The sequence below is a fragment of the Peribacillus sp. NPDC101480 genome (genome assembly GCF_050277335.1).
GTDB lineage: Bacteria > Bacillota > Bacilli > Bacillales > DSM-1321 > Peribacillus.
Genome location: NZ_JBNNSB010000001.1, coordinates 410,026 through 431,812 on the forward strand (window position 1 = coordinate 410,026; position 21,787 = coordinate 431,812).

A 21,787-nucleotide genomic window follows, 5' to 3' on the forward strand; every position below is an offset into this window, starting at 1 on the left:
CATTTTCTAAGTTAAAGCATTTCCGTTGAGTTCATATATCATAACTTTTTACATTCAATCTTATAGAGATGAATGACCATGTATATGTACCCAACGTATCAATATGAAGATCAAGCTTTTCTTGAACGGCAGTTTCCCGGTCTATCCGGCTTTCCGGGCATACCTGGTTTACCTCAATTTCCAGGGCAGCCAGGACCGCCGCCGGGTTCGCAAGCACCAACAGCTCCCGGCCAGCGTTTATCCCCCAACAGCAATCTACTTCAACATTTGCCGTAGATCCAGGTGCGATTTCATTTTGCCTTTTCAGGAACACTTTTATATGGCTAAACAATGGTGCGCGTTTCTGGTATTACCCCATCTTCGTCGGTCCGCGTTCTGTTGCCGCCTTCAGGTGGAATGGCAGGTTCTGGACGATTTTTGGCAACGATACAAGACAAATCAATTCATTTAGCTGTTTTTGAAAAATGCTCAAAGGAGATGTTTCCTTTGAGCATTTTATGTTTCAGCTTGTTTTGCTTTCCTCCAGTATGAAAAGATATGGCAGCAATACAGAAGCAGTACTATCCAAAGAAAAACATCATTAAGAGAAATGCCTATCGTGGATCGACCCCCTAAAGCGGTCATCATTCCGACTAGGGAAAGGAGATACAAGGTGTAAAACAACTTAAATAGGACACTGAGAAATAAACCGATAGTACCTCAGGTGGAAACGTTATCATTTGAAAAGGATTCAAGAATTTCATTTCTCACTCCCTTTTTTGTTACTTAAATCCTTTCATTTTTGAATGTGGCGAAATAAACGGCCAACAATGTTCAATATTTAATAGAAATGGTAAAATCATTATGCTCCTATAAAATTTAGTGAATGAAAATGAAAATAGAGGATGCTGTTGAAAATGAGGAAAGTATCGCTGGAAACCAAGATTCTCGGGTTAGTCTTATCGTTGAGCCTTTTTTTGATTATCTTATTGACTACTTCTTTTTCCTATATGGAAGGAAGGCAAATAGCGAAGGATAAAGGTCAATTGGCGTTGGAGCTTTCAAAGACGGTTAGCTTCATGCCTACAGTTACAGATGCCTTTGAAACTGACGATCCCGCTGGCATAATCCAGCCGATTGTCGAAAAGATCCGCAGGGAAACAGGGGCTGAGTTCATCGTTGTAGGGAATGCAGAGGGAATTCGCTATTCCCATCCGCTGGCTTCTGAAATTGGGAAGCGGATGGAAGGCGGGGATAATAGCAGGGCCATTCGGGAAGGCGAATATTATGTCTCCGAGGCGGCAGGATCACTCGGACTTTCCATTCGGGGGAAGTCACCGGTATTCAATGAGGCTGGAAAAATAATTGGAATCGTCTCCGTCGGTTTTTTAGTGGACGATGTCCGCGCCCAAATTTTCAAGGATTTGTCCAAAGAGATGATTGTATCTTTAGTGGCCATCATGATATCGATCATTGGCAGTTATATGCTGGCAAGGAGCATACGTAAAGATACATTGGGGCTGGAACCATTTGAAATCGCCAATTTATATAAAGAAAAAAATGCAGTGCTGCATTCGGTGAAAGAAGGTATTCTGGCCATTGACCAAAATGGGTCGATTACCTCGATGAATCAGCCGGCGAAAAAATTGCTGGATATTAAAGAGTCAGTTCGCCATTTGAACGTGGATAACGTGGATGGCCTATTTCCTTCGAAATATTTATTCGAAGTGCTGAAGTCCGGTGAACCGCAAGTGGATAAGGAGATTTCATGGAAAGACAAATCCGTTATCGTTAATTGCACGCCAATCTTCGATAGTGAAGGGGTAAGCGGTGTTGTCGCTTCGTTCCGTGATCGAACGGAAATTGAGGAAATGGTCAACACATTATCTGAAGTGAAGATGCATTCAGAGGATTTGAGGGCACAAACCCATGAATTTACCAATAAACTATACGTCCTTTCAGGGTTGATACAATTAGGAGAATACGATGAAGCGATAGAAATGATTCAAAGCGAAACATCCGAATTGCATTCCCTGAACCGTGTCGTTTTCGAACAGATAAAGGATACAAAAGTACAAGCCCTGTTACTTGGTAAGATAGGGAAAGCATCGGAGAAGAAGATCATCTTTGAAATAGACGCACAAAGTTACCTAGAGAAACTGCCGGATCATATAAAATTGTCACAACTAACATTGATTCTAGGCAACATTATCGATAATGCACTTGAAGCGGTTTCAAGCATGGAAGAGCCGCACGTGAAATTTTTCGCCACAGATATCGGAAATGATATGGTATTTGAAGTGAGTGATAACGGAAAAGGAATACCTGAGGATGCCATCGCCCATATTTTCGATCGGGGTTTCACTTCGAAAAACAGCGGAAGTCCGAGTGGTTATGGACTTTCGAATGCTGATCATGTCGTAAAAGAGCTGGGCGGCATCATCGAAGTTCAAAGCGAGGATGGAAACACCATATTCACAGTGTATCTTCCTAAAGAACAGAGAGGAGGGAAAGGATGCTGAAGATAAGAGCAGTCATCGCAGAAGATGATTTTCGTGTAGCGGATATCCATGAAAAATTCTTAAAAAACTTTGATGAAATAGAAGTGGTCGGAAAAGCTGTCAATGCCAAAAAAGCGCTTCGTATCTTGGAACAAAAAAGTCCGGATCTGCTTTTGCTTGATGTTTATATGCCAGATCAGCTTGGTACAGACCTTCTTCCGGACATACGTAAAAAATTCCCGAATGTGGATATCATCATGATTACCGCGGCAACGGATAAAGAACAACTTGAAAAGGCCCTTCACTATGGTGTAGAGAATTATTTAATTAAACCAGTGGAAATGAAGCGCTTCAACCAAGTTATTGAAGAGTATCTGAAGAAAGTCCATCTGATGAAATCCAAACAAGAAATAGATCAGGATTTTGTTGATCTCATTTTGAAAAAGGGATCTTCCGTTTCGGAAACGAATGATGGGCCGTCCTTACCGAAAGGGGTCGACGAAATTACTTTGGCGAAAGTGATCGAGGTACTCGAAGCAAGCGATATCGGTTTGTCGGCTGAGCAAGTGAGCGGTCAGATCGGTGCTTCCAGGACAACCGCGAGACGCTATCTGGAATACTTGATATCCGTTAAGAAATGTAAAGCGGAAGTCGTATACGGGGTAGTGGGAAGACCTGAACGAAGATATTATAAAATTCAATAGAATTAAATGTGGAACACCTTCACGATTGGAGGTGTTTTTTTATGCATGCTGTACAACGGTAAAATGGTTTGAAAGATTTCAAAAAAAGCAATGTGAGTTAGTTTAGAAATCCTCTGCAATGCATAAAGATTTAGTCACTGTTTGCTTAATAATCGTATTTTTTCCTTAAAGAACCCGCCATTCAACCCGGGGAATGGAGTCTGGTTCACTCTGGAAAATCGCCTCCGTGAACACAATGAACACAATTAATTTAATAGTTTTAAAACACAATAAATTGAAAACGCTTACAGATAAAGTGATTTCATATACAATTTAGAAAATTAGAAAATTAGAAATTAAGGAGTGATCATATGCTCGCTTTATTAGGATACTTGATGATAGTAGTGTTTATGATTTTAATTATGACAGGGCGACTTTCAGCCATGATAGCTTTGATTGCAGTACCAAGTGCTTTTGCACTTATTGGCGGGTTTGGCGGTAAAATGGGTGAGATGGCGTTGGAAGGAATCAAAGACGTCGCGCCAACGGGAATCATGATTTTATTTGCGATCCTTTTCTTTGGCATTTTGATTGATGCTGGGGTTTTTGACCCGATCATCAATACGATTCTTAAGGTTGTAAAAGGCGATCCGGTGAAAATTGCCATCGGCACGGCAGTCCTGGCCTTGCTGATTTCCTTGGATGGAGATGGTACGACAACATATATGATAACGATTTCAGCCATGCTTCCGCTATATAAACGGATTGGAATGAGACCGCTAGTATTGGCCGGTATTGCTGTTTCGTCATCTGGAGTCATGAACCTTCTTCCTTGGGGAGGCCCTACAGCACGGGTAATGACTGCTTTAAAACTTGAAATGTCCGATGTTTTCACCCCTGTCATTCCTGCAATGATTGGCGGAGTCCTATTCGTCCTTTTCATGGCATATTGCCTGGGTAAAAAAGAAAGAAAGAGAATTGGAATCATTGAAGTCGATTATCGGGCTGTGGCACAGCACGCGGCTGCAACGGAAGATGCTTATCTTAAGCGTCCTAAATTGATAATATTCAATTACGCATTGACTCTTACACTTCTGGTTGCGTTGATTATGGAACTTATGCCTTCAGCAGTTCTGTTCATGGTAGGTTTCGCAATTGCCATTACGGTTAATTATCCGAAACTCAGTGATCAGAAAGAGCGTGTGGCAAACTATGCGGACAATGCTTTATCTGTAATTTCGATGATTTTTGCAGCAGGTGTCTTCACTGGAATCCTTGCCGGTACGGAAATGGTCGATGCCATGGCAAACTCTTTGATTCAGCATATTCCAGATCAAATGGGCGCACATTTTGCTGTCATCACAGCCATCATCTCAGCACCTTTTACGTTCTTCATGTCTAATGACGCATTTTATTATGGTGTGCTCCCATTACTTGCTAAAGCGGGAGCTGCTTATGGAATCGACCCTGCCCTGATCGGCAGAGCTTCACTATTAGGATTGCCCGTCCATCTATTAAGCCCGCTTGTTCCATCCACCTATCTATTGGTTGGAATGGTAGGGGAGGATTTCGGTGCATTGCAGCGCACTTTCCTTAAATGGGCATGCGGTTCGACGCTTGTCATGATAGTGGTATGTGTCCTATTGGGAATCATCCCACTATAAGATTCTAAAGAGTCCCGTTCGTCAAGTTGCGAACGGGGCTCTTTTCTGTCTGCATCAAGCGCTGGATAAATCTGGAAAAGTGAGATACATTATGTTTGTCTTCTCCTTCGCGACAAAGTTAGCTTTTTCTTTTATTGAATGCGGAAGGTACGTACCTTAAGATTAGAGGAAACTATATTAATATGAAGGGAAGGGAGCAAAATGGCTCACTTTAATATAAAAGTTGCAGTTCAAAAGTTCGGTAACTTTCTAAGTTCAATGGTCATGCCGAATATATCAGCTTTCATAGCATGGGGGCTAATCACTGCCCTATTCATTCCATCTGGTTTCCTGCCAAATGAAAGCCTTGCCAAAATGGTTACACCGATGGTTACGTTTTTACTGCCGCTTTTAATTGGGTATACGGGTGGTAAGCTAATCCATGACCACCGAGGCGGCGTAGTCGGTGCCATTGCGACAATGGGCGTCATCGTCGGATCTGACATCCCGATGTTCCTTGGAGCCATGATTATGGGACCGTTCGGCGGTTATGTCATCAAGAAATTCGATCAATTGATTGAAGGGAAAATAAAAGCCGGATTTGAAATGCTTGTTAATAATTTCTCAGCAGGAATTATTGGCGGCCTATTGTCCATTCTATCCTTCTTGGCCATCGGTCCTGCTGTAGACGTATTTACAGGCTGGCTTGTTGCAGGAGTAGATTGGCTTGTCGGTACAGGTTTACTGCCGTTGACTAGTATCCTGATCGAGCCTGCCAAGGTATTGTTCTTGAACAATGCCATCAATCATGGTGTACTATCACCAATCGGTGTAGAGCAAGTTAAACAAACAGGGGCTTCAATCCTGTTCCTTCTGGAATCGAATCCTGGACCAGGTATCGGCGTACTGCTTGCTTATTGCTTTTTTGGAAAGGGAACGGCGAAGAAATCGGCGCCAGGAGCTGCCATCATTCATTTCTTCGGCGGGATACATGAAATTTATTTCCCTTATATCCTAATGAAGCCGATGTTATTCTTAGCAGTCATTCTTGGAGGCATGAGTGGAGTCTTCACTTTGGTCCTTTTAGGCGGAGGATTGTTCGCTCCAGCATCTCCAGGAAGCATTCTTGCCATTACAGCGGTAACTCCGCATAATGCGGGAGCATATATTGCTAACTTTGCAGGCGTGATCGTAGCGGCCATCGTTTCATTCATCGTCGGTGCATTCATCCTGAAAACAGGAAAGCAATCTGAAGAGAATATTGAAGATGCCGCGAAAAAAATGCAAGAAATGAAAGGCAAGAAAAGCTCTGTTGCCGATGTATTCGCTTCAGATCCGGGTACGATGCCAGCAAACGTCAACAAAATAATATTTGCCTGCGATGCTGGGATGGGATCAAGTGCGATGGGGGCTTCGCTGCTTCGCAAGAAGGTGAAGGAAGCCGGATTGAATATCACTGTTACAAATACGGCGATCTCAAACATTCCTGCAGATGCACAAATCGTCATTACACAGGAAGAGCTAACTCCAAGGGCACAGAATAAAGTCCCTAATGCATATCATGTATCCGTCGATAATTTCCTATCGAGCCCTGAATACGATTCATTGCTTGCACGGCTTCAGGATGACGGTACCGATGAACTGCATGAAATCGTCGAAGATGCTGAAGAGAAGGTTCCCGGTGTTCGTGAACATTCAATCGAGCCTGGCATCAACGAGGAGGAGCAGGATGATAATGAATTGCTTCGTGAAGAAAACATCTTCCTTAATCAACAATTCGCCAATAAGGAAGAAGCGATCCGCTTTGCGGGAAGAGCTTTGGTTAATGCAGGTTACGTTAAGGAAAGCTATATTGAAGCGATGATTGCCCGTGATGAATTGACTTCAACCTATATGGGGAATGATGTAGCCATTCCGCACGGAACCGAGGAAGCTAAGAAAGATGTCCTTAAATCTGGATTTACCGTTTTACAAATTCCTGATGGTGTCGACTTTGACGGCCAAAAGGCAAGATTGATATTCGGCATTGCCGGCAAGGACGGGACACATCTTGAAATTCTATCTGGCATTGCAGTTACCTGCTCTGAGATGGAGAATATTGAAAAGATGGTTAAAACCACATCAGCCAGGGAATTGATGGATATTATAAATGTCGAAAATAATTAAATACTCTTAAAACAAGAATAGAAAAGCGTTTTACGCTTTTCTATTCAGTATTTTCTCGTGTTACTCCACCTGAAATGAGTTGGTAGCATGTATATTACTTCAAGGGAAAAATCAATCATAGAATTGATCATAAAAACTTCAGGAAAACATACAGCCTTATCCATTGCGACACAATTGAATGTTAGTGTCCGGACGGTTCAACGCGATCTGAAGTCCATAGAAAAAATCCTGCAATCATTTGAGTTGAATTTAACACGCAATACACATGAGGGCCTGTCCATCGACGGGAAGAATGAACAAGTCTTTCGGCTTGTACAGCACCTGATGGGCAATCATCCGATCGATCAAACGCCACAAGAAAGAAAGCTGCATCTCCTTTTAGCTTTACTGCAGGAAGAATCATATAAAACTCAAGTTCTTGCGGGGGATCTCGGTATAAGCATAACGACTCTTACAACCTATTTGGACGAACTGACTGAATGGTTAAAGAATTTTAATATCGTGATTACCAGAAAAAGGGGAGTCGGAATAGAGCTTGCCGGTACCGAAGAAAATAAACGGAAAGCACAGGCAGCCTATTTCTTGCACTTCTTTAATGAAGAGCTGATTGAAAGTTTATTTTTGCTGCAAGAAGGAAAATTTCCAGAAGCGAAAATCCTCGACTATTTCGATCCCGAATATCTTCTGGCTATCGATGGGGTGCTGAACTCAACTTTTAACCGTGTCCATTCCCGTTTGGCGGATAGCGGGTATATAGGGTTAATAGTACATATTTATGTAACCCTGCAAAGGAATGAAAGCCAATTTTTTTTGGAGAAGGACTTCAAGAAAATAAGCGAACTTTCCGATGAGAATAATCTCATGAATAAAATAGGCAAGGAACTCAGCACAAAGCTGGAAGTCTCTTTTACCATCGATGATATAAGCTACCTGGCAGCCATCCTTAAAGGGTCCAAGCTTCATGCGGCAGATGCCGTTCCATATGACAGTGTGTTGCTTGGTCAGTTGATAAGAAACCTGATAAAAGATGTTTCGGCACAACTGCAAATCGATTTGACCAAGGATTTCCCATTGTATCAGGGGCTCCTTGCCCATATGGAACCATCGCTTTTCCGGATCAAACAGGAAATGGGATTGTACAACCCCTTAACCGAAGATATTAAGCGAAAGTATCCGGTTCTCTTTTTGGCAGTGAAGACCAGTCTGGAAAAGGGATTCACAGAAATAAAAGAATTTCCTGAAGATGAAATAGCCTTCATCGTCCTTCATTTCGGATCTGCATTAGTGCTCCGGGAGGAAGAAATCTCAATAAGGGCTCTCATCGTTTGCCCGACAGGTATCGGTACATCGAAGATGCTTGCAAGCCGGATCAAAAAAGAAATAATCGAAATCGAGACTGTAGAAATCAAGACGATCAAAGACATCCAGCAGCAAGGCAGCCTGAAAAACTACGATGTGATCATTTCTACCGTCCGGCTTCCGTATATCGATAGTGATTATATCCTTGTATCCCCTCTTTTGAGTGAAGAGAATATATTGAACATCAGGAATTATTTAAGGAAGAATATCGAAAACTTCACGAAGAATAAGCGTTATGGCAGTCATTCAGCCCATAAGGATACCGTGACAAAAAAAGAGGATGGCGAATTGAAAGAAGTGCTGCAGGAATTGAAGTATGCCCAGCAGAGCATCGAGTCGATCATGGATAATTTCCGGTTTTATCGGCTGCCGCATCTGAAAGGACATCCAGAGATCATTGAAGAAATGGTCAGGATGGCAGAAGCGGAAGAACTGCTAATGGGTGCGGATGATGTGGTCGAATCCTTGAAGGAACGGGAAAAAAAAGGCGGTTTAGGCATTCCTGGCACTGGAATGGGCCTTTTCCATACGAGACATAAGAATGTAAAAGAACTGATATTCCAGGTGGCCCACCTGGATGAATATCGTCTGGTCAAAGGTATGGACGGAAATGACGTCCATATGAAAAATTTACTGCTGATGCTGGCACCTGAAGAATTAAGTGTGAAGCAGCAGGAAATCGTCAGTTTAATAAGTTCAAGCTTAATTGAAAGCAATGAATCCATCATGATTTTTTCATCTTCAGACGAAGAAATGATTAACAGAAGGCTGGAAGCCATATTTTTGGATTATTTATATACTAACTTGATAAAGGGATGATTGTAATGAAACAAGCAGTACATTTCGGTGCAGGAAACATTGGAAGAGGCTTTATCGGAGCGCTCTTTTCACAATCTGGATATCATGTGACATTTGTAGATATAGCTGATCAAATAATCGACCAGTTAAATGATAAAAAGCAATATCAAGTCAAATTGGCCACTGATCAACAAGAATCCGTCACAGTAGAAAATGTTTCGGGTTTAAACAGTTTAAAGCAGGAAGAGGAAATCATAAAAGCAATTTCCGAAGCAACCTACCTCACCACTGCTATCGGTCCCAATATTTTGCCTCATATCGCTCCTTTAATTGCAAAAGGATTAGCGTCAAGAGTGAAGGAAACCGATGAAAAACTATATGTGATCGCTTGTGAAAACCAAATATCGGCAACAGACCTTTTAGAAGGCTACATTCTAGAAAACTTGGATCAAGATACAAAAGAAAAACTAACCGATAAAGTCTACTTCTTTAACTCAGCAGTCGATCGCATTGTTCCTATCCAAAATAACGAAGGATCACTCGATGTTTTGGTGGAACCTTATTATGAATGGGTCGTTGAAACGAAGGAAAGCATTCCTGCCGTTGAAGGGATGACCATTGTAAAAGAACTCGCTCCATTCATTGAAAGAAAACTTTTTACCGTTAATACAGGACATGCCGTAATTGCTTACCTCGGTTATCTCAAAAATAAAAAATCTACGATTGACCAGTCATTGGAGGACGCAGGCATTGTAGAGCAAGTCAAGAAAACCCTAGGGGAAACGGGCGCTTATTTAATAAAGCAATACGGTTTGGACGCAGATGAGCATCAGCAGTATATCGAAAAAATCATTAATCGTTTTAAAAACTCCTACCTGAATGACTCGGTGAATAGAGTCGGACGTTCACCGCTGCGTAAGCTCGGGCCAAACGACCGTCTCGTGCGCCCTGCCGTAGAAGCAAAGAAAGCCGGCCTTTCCTATACTAATCTGGCGAAAGCGATAGCGGCCGCTTTACTCTTTGATTTTAACGAAGATGAAGAAGCCCTTAAACTGCAAACGATGATCAAAGAACACGGTGTAGCGTCAGCACTTAAGGAAGTTAGCGGATTGGATGAAAGCAATGAAATAACAAAAGAGGTTGTCAATCATTACAATGCGTTGAAAAAATAAATAATTTAAGTTAAAAGCTCCTGAAATGAATTTTCAGGAGCTTTTAAAAATAGGAAAATTGTTAAAAGGGCTTATTGTGCTTACTATCGTGATTGAATGCGGTTTACAATGCTCAGAAGGAAATAATACAATACCAACTAAACCACTAAAGATAATTGACTACAGTGCAGGAATTTTATATGATAATACTGACTGACTAATCAATCGGGAGGTGAGAAAGAATTTCTACTCAAGAAAAGCCGGATAGAAGAGGGCAAATATTAGAGATATCACAACAACTTTTTGCGTCACTTGGTTATCATAAAACGAAGATTTCTGACATCGTTCGAGAGGCGGGCATTGCACAGGGTACTTTTTATTGGCATTTTAAAAGTAAAGAAGCTATTGCTTTAGAAATTATTCAACAAGGGCGGATCGGACTTCTGGAAGTAGTAGCACACGGACATCGGAAATCTCCTGGAACAGTTCAGGATGTTTTGAATTCCTCTGAAAAGTTATTTGTGGAGTTGTTTGATTTTTCGGAATCTAATCGATATATAATGGAAATGATATTCAAGGGAATTGATGGTGAAGGGTCACTTAAACAGGCGATCATTGATACTCGATTGAAGGTGGAAGAAGCTTTTGAGAATAATATTAAAAGAGCAATGGAGCTAAACATTCTACCGGAAAGGGATTCTGGTTTACAAGCTGCATTATTAATGAGTTTATTTGAAGGAATCCTATCTAGGTGGTTATTCGGGCCGGTCTCAGATGGTTCGCATATCCGAAGCAGAACAACGGCTGAGCTGGCTAAAGAAATGGTTAGATTCGAATTTTTTGGATTATTAGGAACATAAAAGGAGACAGATTATTATGAAGAAAAAATATTCATACCTTACATTAGTTTTATTAGTAGCATTTACTTTGATATTAAGTGCATGTGGTACGAAAGACGATAAGGCAAGCGAAAATAAAGAAAGCAGTGCAGATTTATTACAACAAATCAAAGATCGCGGAACCCTTAAAGTAGGGCTTATGGGTACATATCAGCCATACAATTTCTTAAATGAAAAAAAAGAGATGGATGGATTTGATGCTGATATCGCGAAGGAATTGGCCAAACGACTTGGAGTGGATGTTGAATTTGTTTCCCAAGAATTTTCAGGTATGGTAGCAGGATTACAAACTAAAAAATTTGATGCAGTTATCAGTCAAATGACCATTACTGATGAACGCAAAAAACAAATGGATTTTACAGAACCATATATCACAAACAATGTGAAGGTAATAGTTCAAGAAGATAATAATACGGTTAAGTCTGTAAAAGATTTCAAAGGCAAGAACATTGGAGTGGGGCTAGGAACTAATGATGAAACATATCTTCGTACAGAGCTGCTTCCGGAAGTGGGAGACTTTACGATTAAAACATATGATGACGTGATTACATCATTAAAGGATTTGGACTCTGGAAGAATCGATGCAACCATCAATAATATGTATGCGTTGAAACCAGTTGTAGAGAGTAATGGATTTAAGATCAAGGCTGTTGGTGATCCGGTTAAATCTGATAAAGCAGGAATCGCGATTCGTAAAGGCAATGAATCATTATTGAAAGAATTGAACAAACATCTAGCTGATATGAAAGAAGACGGCACATATAAAGAGATTTTTGTGAAATGGTTTGGGGAAGAGCCACAAGAATAAACCGATAGTAGTAGAAAGGATACAAGCAAATTTATGGATGTTATTTGGATTAACCTGCCATTTTTATTGAAGGGAGCATACTATACGCTCCTTATCACCATTATTTCAATGTTTTTTGGATCGATTATTGCTGTGATTGTGGCGGTAGCAAGATTAAAAGGTAATAAATTTATTAGATGGATGGCTCGTGCATATGTTTCCATCATAAGAGGTACGCCCACTTTGGTGCAAATTATTATTGTGTATTATGGACTGGCTGATTACGGCTTTAATCTTCAACCACTAACAGCGGCTTATATTGCGTTAAGTATCAGCATCGGGGCTTACCTTTCTGAAACATTGCGCGGGGCGATTCAATCCATCCCAAAAGGGCAATATGAAGCGGCATATGCATCTGGAATGACACCATATCAAACGATGCGCAGAATTGTTTTTCCGCAAGCGATTAGGGTAGCCATCCCGCCAGCTGGTAATACATTCATTGGGATGTTAAAAGAAACATCGCTTGTCTCCGTTATAACGGTTACCGAATTATTGCGATCTGCTCAATTATTAATTGCCCAATACTATGTGTACATGCCATTTTATTTAGCAATTGCACTAATGTATTGGATCATGAGTACAGGATTTTCCTTTGTGTTGGAAAGAATTGAAAAAAGGTTATCAATATATGACTAAGTATGGAGAGGTAGAATGATAAACATCAGTAACCTATCGAAGAGTTTTTCAACCTTAGAAGTGTTGAAAGATATTAATTTACAAGTGAACAGCGGCGAAGTTGTTGTGATTCTTGGGCCGAGTGGTTCAGGTAAAAGTACATTGCTTCGATGTATAAATGGACTGGAAGAATTGACGAGTGGAACTATTGAAGTGAGCAACATTGTCGTTGATGCGAAAAAAAGTCATAAAGTGCGCAATAAACAAATTAAAAAGGTCCGTCTACATACGGGAATGGTTTTTCAACAATTCAATTTATACCCGCATAAAACGGTATTGGAAAATGTTATCGAAGCACTGTTAATTGTGAAAAAGTGGTCGAAAAATGATGCAGTGATAAAAGGGGAAACGCTGTTAAAAAGAGTAGGTTTGATTGATAAAAAAGATGTGTATCCTTCGCGATTATCTGGAGGTCAGCAACAAAGGGTCGCGATTGCCAGAGCACTTGCAATGGAACCGGATATCTTATTGTTCGATGAACCAACGTCTGCATTAGATCCAGAGTTGGTAGATGAGGTGTTGGCTGTAATAAAAGAACTCGCTCATGATGGAATGACCATGGCTATTGTTACTCATGAGATGACATTTGCTCAGGAAGTCGCTGATCGAATCGTCTTCATGTCAGATGGTGTCATCGTTGAAGAAAGTTCACCAGAGGAATTCTTTTCACAACCAAAAACTGATCGAGCCAAGAAATTTTTGAAGAAAATGTAGTTAATATAAGGAAAGCGGGAGGAATTATCATGAAAGTGGTAACAAAATGGAATGGCCAGCGTGCTTTCACAGCTGTTGGAGATTCAGGTTATGAAGTCAATATGGACGCAACACCTGCATATGGAGGCGAAGGTAAAGGGTGTACACCAACAGAAATGCTTTTAGCTTCCCTAGCTGGATGCATTGGAATAGATGTCACGATGATACTGAAACCTTATTTGTCATCTGTGGACAAGCTTGAAATTGAAACAGATGGTACGAGAAAAGAAGAATTGCCAAAAGGATTCACATCCATTGTTGTGACTTTCATAATTGATGGACAAGTGGACAGTAAACGAATTTGGAGAGCAATCGATCTAGGAAAAGAGAAATACTGTGCAGTATCGGATTCCTTGAAAGCCAATATCTCATTCCGGCTTATTTTAAATGGAGAAGAGAAAACGAAAGTGGTAACTGATCAGAACGAAGCAGAATAATATTTTTAACCTTTCAAAAGCGCTGTAGAGAAATCTCTACTGTGCTTTTGTGGTTTTTAAGGAAAAAAAGGGAACGAATAATTTTTATCAAATTAAAAAAAAACTTGTAAATAGTAATCATTACGTTTTATAATGAAAGACAGCCAATACAAGAGTGACATGTAGATTTTTTTAAAGAATAAATCGTAATCATTTTGATTTATTAGACGAAAAGCACTGAAAGAATGAATTGAAAAAGGAGGATTCGTGCAATAAATAGAGAATTTGGTGCATTTTTTAATAATTTGGTGATATTGCAAGAGATTTAGAGCTGTTACTCAAGGGTTTAGAGCAAAAACTCGTGAATATAGAGCAAATCATCGTGAGTTTAGAGCAAAAACTCGTGAATTTGGAGCAAATACTCGTGAGTTTAGCACATTTACTCGTGAATTGATGTTTACTCTCGAGGAGGATTACATAGTTTGATTTCTGATAAGCATTCGGCGATGTGTTACGTCGTTTGTCATGATGGTAAAGCTGCAATCTAAATCGTAATCAATACGATTTTTTGTCGGCCAAAATAGTTGAGGTAATGGAGGAAATATATCGTGTTCAGGAAATGTATATCAATTTTTATTGTTTGTTTAGCATTCTTACTTTTGGCTGCTTGTTCCACCGAGTCTGCGAATGAAGTGGGAGGGGAGAAGGAAGTGAACTTGCTTTTTAATTTTGCGACTAGCTCGCTTGATCCGAATGTCGATACTAGTTATGTGTCACTAAGGGCTGGGATCACTGAGACATTGGTGCATCTCAATGATGAGGATCTGACCATCGAACCTTGGCTGGCGAAAAGCTGGGATAGCAAGGACGGTCAATTATGGAATATCGAGTTAAGGGAGGGTGTGACTTTTCAGAATGGAAAGCCGATGGATGGCAAAGCGGTGAAGGCTTCGTTGGAGAGGGCGGTGAAAGATAGTCCGGCGATCAAGAATGCCTTGCGCATTGAGTCGATTGAAGCGGACGGAAATGCGCTGACGATTAAGACGGAGGTTCCTTTTCCTGAGTTTCCTTCTGAATTGGTTCATCCAAATACATCGATTATTGACGTGAAGGAAAGTGACTATATAAACAAGCCGATAGGTACAGGGCCATTTGCCGTTTCGAAATTCATACCAGGTACGGCTGTTGAATTAATACGTTATGAGTCTTACTGGCATGGGGCCGCAAAGCTTGAGAGCGCCAGGTTTTCGTTTAATGAAGATGCCAATGCACGGTCTCTTGCCCTTGAATCGGGAGGCGCCGATATTGTTTTCCGTCCGGAAGTGGAAAGCCTGGAAAATTTAAAGGCGATAGATGGTGTGAAGGTTGAATCGACATCCACTTTCCGCGTCCATCAAATGACGATGAATTTGGAACGTAAAGCATTGCAGGACATACACGTCCGAAAGGCGATAGATGCCTTGATCGACCGTTCATCCATTGCGGATACGATTTTACATGGTCATGCAGAAGTGGCAACTGGGCCATTTCCATCAACATTCTCTTTTGCTCCGGACTATCCGAAAAAAGAGAATGGAATGGAAGCGGCTAAGGAGTTTCTTGATCAGGCGGGATATAAGAAAGTGGATGGTGTCATGCAAAAAGACGGCAAACCGTTAACGTTTACACTTCTTACATACAGTTCACGTGCCGACCTGCCGTTAATTGCCCAAGTTTTTCAATCGGATGCCGGCCAGTTGGGGATTGATGTGAAAATCAAGCAAATAGAAATCCCTGAAGAGTATATGGCTGCCAATCGCGATTGGGATTTAACGACCTACAGCAATTTAACGGCTCCGCGCGGGGATGCTGGTTATTATTTAAATGCTACTTACCATCCAAAGGGAGCCTTGAACTTCAGTGGGGCCGATGATGATCGCCTGACGTCCCTGATTGATGAGCTGAACGTAACGGTCGGACAGGAGAAGCGCTCGGATTTAGCTGAGGAGATTGCGATGTATGTGGATGAACAGGTGTATAATTCATTCATTTTACATCCGAATACACTTGTTGCTTATGATGCCGATAAAGTTGAAAACTGGATCACTTCGAGAAGCGAATACTACATGCTGACGAATGAACTGGATGTGAAGTGAATGTTGCGCATCTTAGTCCGGCGATTCATTGAGGTCGTGATTTTTGTCCTTGTAATTACATTCATCTCTTTCCTTTTTGTTCGGCTTGCTCCAGGGGACCCGGTTCTCTCGATACTTCAAGTGGATGATGTGTCGATCACAAACGAGCAAGTCAATGAGCTTCGTGAAGAATTGGGGTTCAATGATCCGCTGATAGTGCAGTATGGCGATTGGTTTATGGACTTTATCCAATTGGATTTCGGGCATTCCTATCTGACGAATCAGCCTGTGATGGAGATGATCATGAGCGGACTGCCTGCAACACTTGAGCTGACGATTGGCGCATTGCTTGTCATGCTTGGTATAGCCATTCCATTAGGTTCGCTTGCTGCCTTGTACAGGGGAAGCTGGATTGATCAGATAAGCCGTGCCGTTTCTTTGTTGGGCGCAGCCATTCCTAGCTTTTGGCTGGGGCTGCTCTTGATAGATTTATTTGCGGTACGATGGGGGGCCCTTCCAACAATGGGCAGGGACGGATTTCGTTCTTTGATTCTGCCGTCAGTCACGCTGGGACTGGCCATCACAAGTGTGTACGTACGTTTGCTGCGTTCGAGTTTAATAGATTCCCTCAGTCATGATTTCATCAGGGCTGCCAGATCTAGGGGGATATCAGAAATACGGATATTCTTTGCCCATGCATTTCGTTATAGCTTGCCCCCGGTCATTACCGTATTCGGTGTCAGCCTTGGCAGCCTGATCGGCGGTGTAGTGGTGATCGAAGTGATTTTTGCCTATCCAGGCATAGGTAAGATGGTCGTGGACTCGATTCGGTCTCGGGATTATCCAGTCATCCAAGGGTACCTGTTGGTAATGGCCATCACTGTATTCATGGTTAATAGTGCCGTGGATTTATCTTATCGGTATTTAAATCCGGAGCTAAGACTGAAGGAAAGGAAGCATGGAAAATGGAGTTAGTTATCAAAAAAAAATCCAAAAGGCGTTGGAGAATGACAGTCCTTTTTACGGTGATGGCTACAGTCCTTGCCGTTACGGCTTATACCTTTCTTATTCTGGAACATGATCCGGCTCTGGTAAATCTGGGAGAAAGGCTACGGCCGGCAAGCATGGAACATCCGTTAGGGACAGATCATCTAGGGCGTGATGTATTGACACGTCTTCTGCTTGGCGCACAGCTGACGGTTGGCTACGGTCTCTTATCTTTGTTTGCCGCGATTATCATCGGCGTCCCGTTCGGTGTGATTGCCGGTTTTAAAGGAGGTCTGATCGATCGGATTTTCATGCGAATTGCAGACGCGTTTCTCGCATTCCCTGATACGATTGTTGCCATTGTGCTTAGTGGTTTATTAGGACCAGGAATCGAAAATCTCCTGTTGGCGATCGTTCTAGTGAAATGGGTGAATTATGCCCGGCTTGTACGAAGTGCGGTGATCACCGAACGTCAGGAGGACTATGTCACAGTTGCTAAAATCAATGGATTAAGTTCATTTGGAATCATGCGGAAGCATCTATTTCCGCACCTTATCGGGAACGTGCTGGTCCTTTCTAGCCTTGATTTAGGAAAAATCATTTTGCTCATATCTTCCTTATCATATATCGGGCTCGGGGCGCAGCCGCCGGCACCAGAGTGGGGAGCCATGCTGAATGATGCCCGTCCATACTTTCAATCCAATATGTTGCTGATGATTTACCCAGGGCTAGCCATCGTATTTGTCGTCCTTCTATCCAACATGCTCGGTGATTATTTGCGCGATGCATTCGATGTGAAAAAGGAGGTGGAATCATGAGCATTTTATCCGTGAGGCATCTAAATATCATGGGGAAGCAAAATCATATCGTCAAGGATATTTCATTGGATGTGCAGAAAGGTGAATGGTTCGCACTTGTCGGACAAAGCGGGAGCGGCAAAAGCATGACTGCCATGGCAATATGTCAGCTGCTTGCACCCAATCTCCAAGCGAAGGGAGAAATATGGTACGGGGAAAAGAATTTATTAACGCTATCTTCCTCAGAAATCAGGAAGATTCGCGGAAACCGCCTGGCTTATATTTTTCAAGATTACCAGGGTTCATTTACACCGTTCCTTACCATCGGTAAACATTTCGACGAATATCAGCGAACACATTTGAACCTTTCCAAAAAGGAGAGGCGCAAGCAAGCGGTCAAGGCGCTCATTTCGGTGGGCCTGAATGAAGATATCTACAGCAGATACCCTTTTCAATTAAGCGGCGGGCAGCTTCAACGTGTATCCATTTCAATAGCCCTGCTGCTTGAGCCGGATATATTGATAGCGGATGAACCGACCACAGCCTTGGACAGTGTATCTTCATTTAAGGTCTTACAGCTGTTATCAAGGCTCCAAAAAGAAACCGGATGTGCGATCTTGTTCATTACCCATGATTTACGTCATGTCAGGAAGTATGCGGATCGCATTGCGGTCATGAAAGACGGGGCCATCATTGAGACCGGTGATAAAAATCAGGTATTGAATCATCCACGGCACACTTATACGAATGAACTGATTCAATCATCACCATCATTGAGCAGAATTCCATTTAAGCTTGAAGGAGTGTCAGGATGAGTTTATTAGACGTACGCAATGTCCATAAAAGCTATGATAACGGAGTGGAAATACTAAGGAACGTGAATTTCAGCATCGAAAGGAAGGAATGCCTTGGATTAGTGGGAGAGAGCGGGAGCGGAAAAAGCACATTGGCAAGACTCATCCTTCAGGTTGAATCTTTTGACCAGGGCAGCATCCTATTTGAAGGAACGGCGCTGCAAAACAAAAGCGAACGCAGTTTAAAACCGTATCGTAAGGACATCCAGGCTGTTTTGCAGAATCCTGCATCGGCTTTGAATCCAAAACTAAGGATTAAAGATTCACTAATGGATCCATATCTTCAATTTGGCAGCCAGGTAAATCTGAAACATTTTACTTATACAAGTGAAGCGAACTTTATCGAACAGCTCCTGGAAACTGTGGAGCTTCCAAGGAGTTTTGCTGAACGTTACCCGCATGAGCTAAGCGGCGGACAAAAGCAGCGGGTGACCATTGCACGCGCAATCAGCATTGAACCGGCCCTCATTATATTGGATGAACCGGCTTCAAGCCTGGACGTTCTGTCTCAAGCGGCGGTGCTGAAATTGTTAGGCGGGCTGCGGGAGACTTTGGACATTTCTTACCTTTTTATTTCCCATGATCTATCGGCTGTACAGGAGATGAGCCAACGGATCATGGTGATGAAAGGGGGTATTATTGTGGATTCTTTTGAAAAAGAACAGCTTTTTTGCAGCGATCGCCATTCATATACAAAAGAACTGATTTCGATGTTTGAATAATGAAGTTGTGTTTATTTGAGTTTTAAATAGTGATGATTTCGATTAAGTTTGATACTTAAGGAGGAAGTAAGGTGGCATGTGAGGAAGTCGGGAGAACGATTGCGGATTCTTTCATCATCAATTCAACCATTTATTACACATTTAAATAGTGACACCTTATAACGAATTGCTTTCGGCAATTCGTTTTTTTAGGTAAAAAAATGAATTCCAATAAACTTACTTGACATTATAAGCTTATGAAAATATAATTACTTACATAAAGTAACTAATAAAAGGAGAATTCATAAATGAATAAAAATGATGCAGGTCAAGTTTTTTTAAGGGTGATTTTAGGTCTTACTTTTTTCATTCACGGCGTTTCAAAGTTTCAAGGGGGCATAGGAAATACGGCGGGATTTTTCGATAGCCTTGGCATTCCTGGCTTCATGGCATACATCGTTGCAGGAATCGAATTGATTGGAGGACTTGCGGTTATACTGGGTTTGGGAACACGAATCGTATCCGTCCTATTTGCGGTCATTATGGCGGGGGCGATTTTCACGGCTAAATTACCTGCTGGTTTTCTTGGAAACGGGCAAGCGGCGGGTTACGAACTGGACTTGGCACTGCTTGCCATGTCTGTCTATCTAGCGTGTGCAAACCGCACGGTTCTTTCTTTGGATCATGTGATTTTCAATAAAAAAGGGAAGTGACAATATGGATAAAAATTTTCATCAAAAACCGATTACCTATGTTGGCGAGGTCAGTATAAATGTATTGGATTTAAATAATGCCATTCTGTTTTATCAAGAAATCATCGGTCTTCAAGTATTGAATAAAACCGACCGGCAAGCTGTTTTGACGACAGACGGTAAAACCCCGTTGCTGACACTTGAGCAGCCTGCAGATGTGATTCCGAAAGAAGGGCGGACGACGGGCTTGTATCACTTTGCCCTTTTACTGCCAAGCCGTGCTGACTTATCGATATTTTTACGCCATTTACTTCAAACGAAATATCCATTTGGAGCGGCTGATCATGAAGTGAGTGAAGCGCTGTACATTACCGATCCGGATGGCAATGGGATTGAAGTATACTCTGATCGGCCATCAACTGATTGGAGATGGGCCGGAGGGGAAGTCGCAATGGGCACGGATCCGCTGGATGGGAATGACCTTCTGAAAGAAAGCGATGGCAAGTGGAGCAAACTGCCTGCAGGTACCTTAATGGGGCATATACATCTGCATGTAGCGGATTTACGTAAAACGGAGGAGTTTTACATGCAAGGTCTTGGGTTTAGCGTCGTGAATCGATATGGTGGAGCGCTCTTTACTTCAACCGGTGGATATCATCATCACATAGGGTTGAACACTTGGAATGGCGTTGGCGCCCCTGCTCCTAAGGAAAATAGTGTAGGGCTAAACTGGTATACTCTCGTTTTTGCAGACGAAGAAGCGAGAAAAAAAGTAACCGAACAACTGAAAGGAATCGGGGCTGTCGTCACGGAAAAAGAAGGGTTTTTCGCTGTAACAGATCCATCAGGCAATGAGATTCATTTAATCGTCTAAATATTATAAATCAGAAAGCAATGGTGAGAGGATATGGGATTCTTAAGTAGATTATTTAGAAATAAAGAAACCGCGGCAGGGGAGAATGGAAAAATGACAAAAGTATTATTCGTAAAAGTGAACGATCGTCCTGCAGAACAGGCAATCAGCTCGAAAATGTATGACACCTTCTTAAAAGCATATAAAGAGACACACCGTACAGATGAAGTGACAGAACTGGATTTATTTAAAGAAGAACTTCCTTACTATGGAAATACGGCAATTACCGGTTTGTATAAACGTAACCAAGGTCTTGAACTGACAGCCGAAGAGGAAAAGGCGGCCGATCTGGTTGACCAATATTTAAATCAATTCCTGGCCATGGATAAAGTGGTATTCGCTTTCCCTCTTTGGAATGCAACGGTTCCTGCGCCGCTTATCACATATCTTTCCTATTTGGCACAAGCAGGTAAAATGTTCAATTATACGGCAGAAGGTCCTGTCGGGTATGCTGGTGATAAAAAAGTCATGCTATTGAATGCCCGCGGTTCTGATTATGCATTAGAAGGAATGGCTTCTGCTGAAATGGCCGTGAATTTAGTGAAAAATATCATTGGCCTATGGGGAATTAACAATCCGGATGTCGTGGTCATTGAAGGACATAATCAGTATCCGGATCGGACACAAAAAATCATCGCGGATGGTTTGGAAAACGTTGTAAAAGCGGCTGAAGCATTCTGATTGCGAAGTAAAATGAATAGAAGCAAAAAAAGGCCCTCATTATCAATGAGGGCCTTCAGACTGTAGACAAATTCGCAGAAAGTGAGTTTGCCTTGATCTACACGGCATTATTCGGCAGTTCACGCATTAATTCGACCTTTAATTCGCCCGTTGATGCATTAATTCGACCTACACG

Annotated in this window: 19 protein-coding genes and 2 pseudogenes; all 21 read left to right on the top strand. The window is 41.9% G+C overall.

The features are described 5' to 3' along the window. Positions 1–78 precede the first annotated feature (78 nt). The 21 genes and pseudogenes from ACQKMF_RS02140 (at position 79) to ACQKMF_RS02240 (ending at position 21,612) form a co-directional block, all read left to right on the top strand. Positions 79–461, top strand: a pseudogene (locus ACQKMF_RS02140) (collagen-like protein). 435 nt (positions 462–896) lie between these two features. Further along, positions 897–2,501 (top strand): ATP-binding protein, encoded by a 1,605-nt coding sequence (locus tag ACQKMF_RS02145; RefSeq protein WP_260358440.1) that lies wholly within the window; start codon positions 897–899, stop codon positions 2,499–2,501. Beyond that, positions 2,495–3,184 (top strand): response regulator, encoded by a 690-nt coding sequence (locus ACQKMF_RS02150; RefSeq protein WP_063232519.1) that lies wholly within the window; start codon positions 2,495–2,497, stop codon positions 3,182–3,184. The genes ACQKMF_RS02145 and ACQKMF_RS02150 overlap by 7 nt, the downstream gene beginning before the upstream one ends. A gap of 350 nt (positions 3,185–3,534) precedes the next feature. Then, positions 3,535–4,827: a CitMHS family transporter gene (locus tag ACQKMF_RS02155; protein WP_241589136.1), complete on the top strand. Its 1,293-nt coding sequence runs from the start codon at positions 3,535–3,537 to the stop codon at positions 4,825–4,827. A gap of 201 nt (positions 4,828–5,028) precedes the next feature. Beyond that, positions 5,029–6,972, top strand: a complete 1,944-nt coding sequence (locus ACQKMF_RS02160) for a PTS mannitol transporter subunit IICBA (protein WP_402939261.1) — start codon at positions 5,029–5,031, stop codon at positions 6,970–6,972. An 87-nt stretch (positions 6,973–7,059) separates the two neighbouring features. Further along, complete coding sequence (locus ACQKMF_RS02165) at positions 7,060–9,150, top strand: BglG family transcription antiterminator (RefSeq protein ID WP_260358437.1); 2,091 nt, start codon at positions 7,060–7,062, stop codon at positions 9,148–9,150. Between the two features lie 5 nt (positions 9,151–9,155). Further along, a complete protein-coding gene (locus tag ACQKMF_RS02170) occupies positions 9,156–10,301 on the top strand; it encodes a mannitol-1-phosphate 5-dehydrogenase (protein ID WP_402939257.1) in 1,146 nt (381 codons plus the stop codon). A gap of 266 nt (positions 10,302–10,567) precedes the next feature. Continuing rightward, positions 10,568–10,687: pseudogene (locus tag ACQKMF_RS02175) on the top strand (TetR/AcrR family transcriptional regulator); the annotation flags it as partial. 90 nt (positions 10,688–10,777) lie between these two features. Further along, a complete protein-coding gene (locus ACQKMF_RS02180) occupies positions 10,778–11,140 on the top strand; it encodes a hypothetical protein (RefSeq protein WP_402939254.1) in 363 nt (120 codons plus the stop codon). A 16-nt stretch (positions 11,141–11,156) separates the two neighbouring features. After that, positions 11,157–11,987 (top strand): transporter substrate-binding domain-containing protein, encoded by an 831-nt coding sequence (locus ACQKMF_RS02185; RefSeq protein ID WP_402939251.1) that lies wholly within the window; start codon positions 11,157–11,159, stop codon positions 11,985–11,987. A gap of 33 nt (positions 11,988–12,020) precedes the next feature. Continuing rightward, positions 12,021–12,665, top strand: coding sequence for an amino acid ABC transporter permease (locus tag ACQKMF_RS02190; RefSeq protein WP_214770723.1), 645 nt, complete (start codon positions 12,021–12,023; stop codon positions 12,663–12,665). A 15-nt stretch (positions 12,666–12,680) separates the two neighbouring features. Continuing rightward, the gene (locus tag ACQKMF_RS02195; protein ID WP_427571614.1) at positions 12,681–13,418 is read left to right on the top strand and encodes an amino acid ABC transporter ATP-binding protein; all 738 of its coding nucleotides are present in this window, start codon (positions 12,681–12,683) and stop codon (positions 13,416–13,418) included. Between the two features lie 29 nt (positions 13,419–13,447). Next, entirely contained in the window at positions 13,448–13,894 is a 447-nt protein-coding gene (locus ACQKMF_RS02200; RefSeq protein WP_402939244.1) for an OsmC family protein, read from the top strand. A 587-nt stretch (positions 13,895–14,481) separates the two neighbouring features. Then, a complete protein-coding gene (gene nikA / locus ACQKMF_RS02205; protein WP_402939241.1) occupies positions 14,482–16,008 on the top strand; it encodes a nickel ABC transporter substrate-binding protein in 1,527 nt (508 codons plus the stop codon). Further along, positions 16,009–16,962: a nickel ABC transporter permease gene (nikB, locus tag ACQKMF_RS02210; RefSeq protein ID WP_427571617.1), complete on the top strand. Its 954-nt coding sequence runs from the start codon at positions 16,009–16,011 to the stop codon at positions 16,960–16,962. Further along, positions 16,953–17,792, top strand: coding sequence for a nickel transporter permease (gene nikC, locus ACQKMF_RS02215; RefSeq protein ID WP_427571618.1), 840 nt, complete (start codon positions 16,953–16,955; stop codon positions 17,790–17,792). The genes nikB and nikC overlap by 10 nt, the downstream gene beginning before the upstream one ends. Beyond that, positions 17,789–18,586 (top strand): ABC transporter ATP-binding protein, encoded by a 798-nt coding sequence (locus ACQKMF_RS02220; protein ID WP_402939232.1) that lies wholly within the window; start codon positions 17,789–17,791, stop codon positions 18,584–18,586. The genes nikC and ACQKMF_RS02220 overlap by 4 nt, the downstream gene beginning before the upstream one ends. Next, positions 18,583–19,347 carry an ABC transporter ATP-binding protein gene (locus tag ACQKMF_RS02225; protein WP_427571620.1) on the top strand — a complete coding sequence of 255 codons (765 nt, stop codon included), beginning with the start codon at positions 18,583–18,585 and terminating at the stop codon, positions 19,345–19,347. Before ACQKMF_RS02220 ends, ACQKMF_RS02225 begins: the two co-directional genes overlap by 4 nt. A gap of 287 nt (positions 19,348–19,634) precedes the next feature. Next, a complete protein-coding gene (locus tag ACQKMF_RS02230; RefSeq protein WP_260358432.1) occupies positions 19,635–20,039 on the top strand; it encodes a DoxX family protein in 405 nt (134 codons plus the stop codon). A gap of 4 nt (positions 20,040–20,043) precedes the next feature. Next, positions 20,044–20,892, top strand: coding sequence for a VOC family protein (locus ACQKMF_RS02235; protein ID WP_402939227.1), 849 nt, complete (start codon positions 20,044–20,046; stop codon positions 20,890–20,892). A 33-nt stretch (positions 20,893–20,925) separates the two neighbouring features. Continuing rightward, positions 20,926–21,612, top strand: a complete 687-nt coding sequence (locus ACQKMF_RS02240; RefSeq protein WP_427571622.1) for an FMN-dependent NADH-azoreductase — start codon at positions 20,926–20,928, stop codon at positions 21,610–21,612. Positions 21,613–21,787 lie beyond the last annotated feature (175 nt).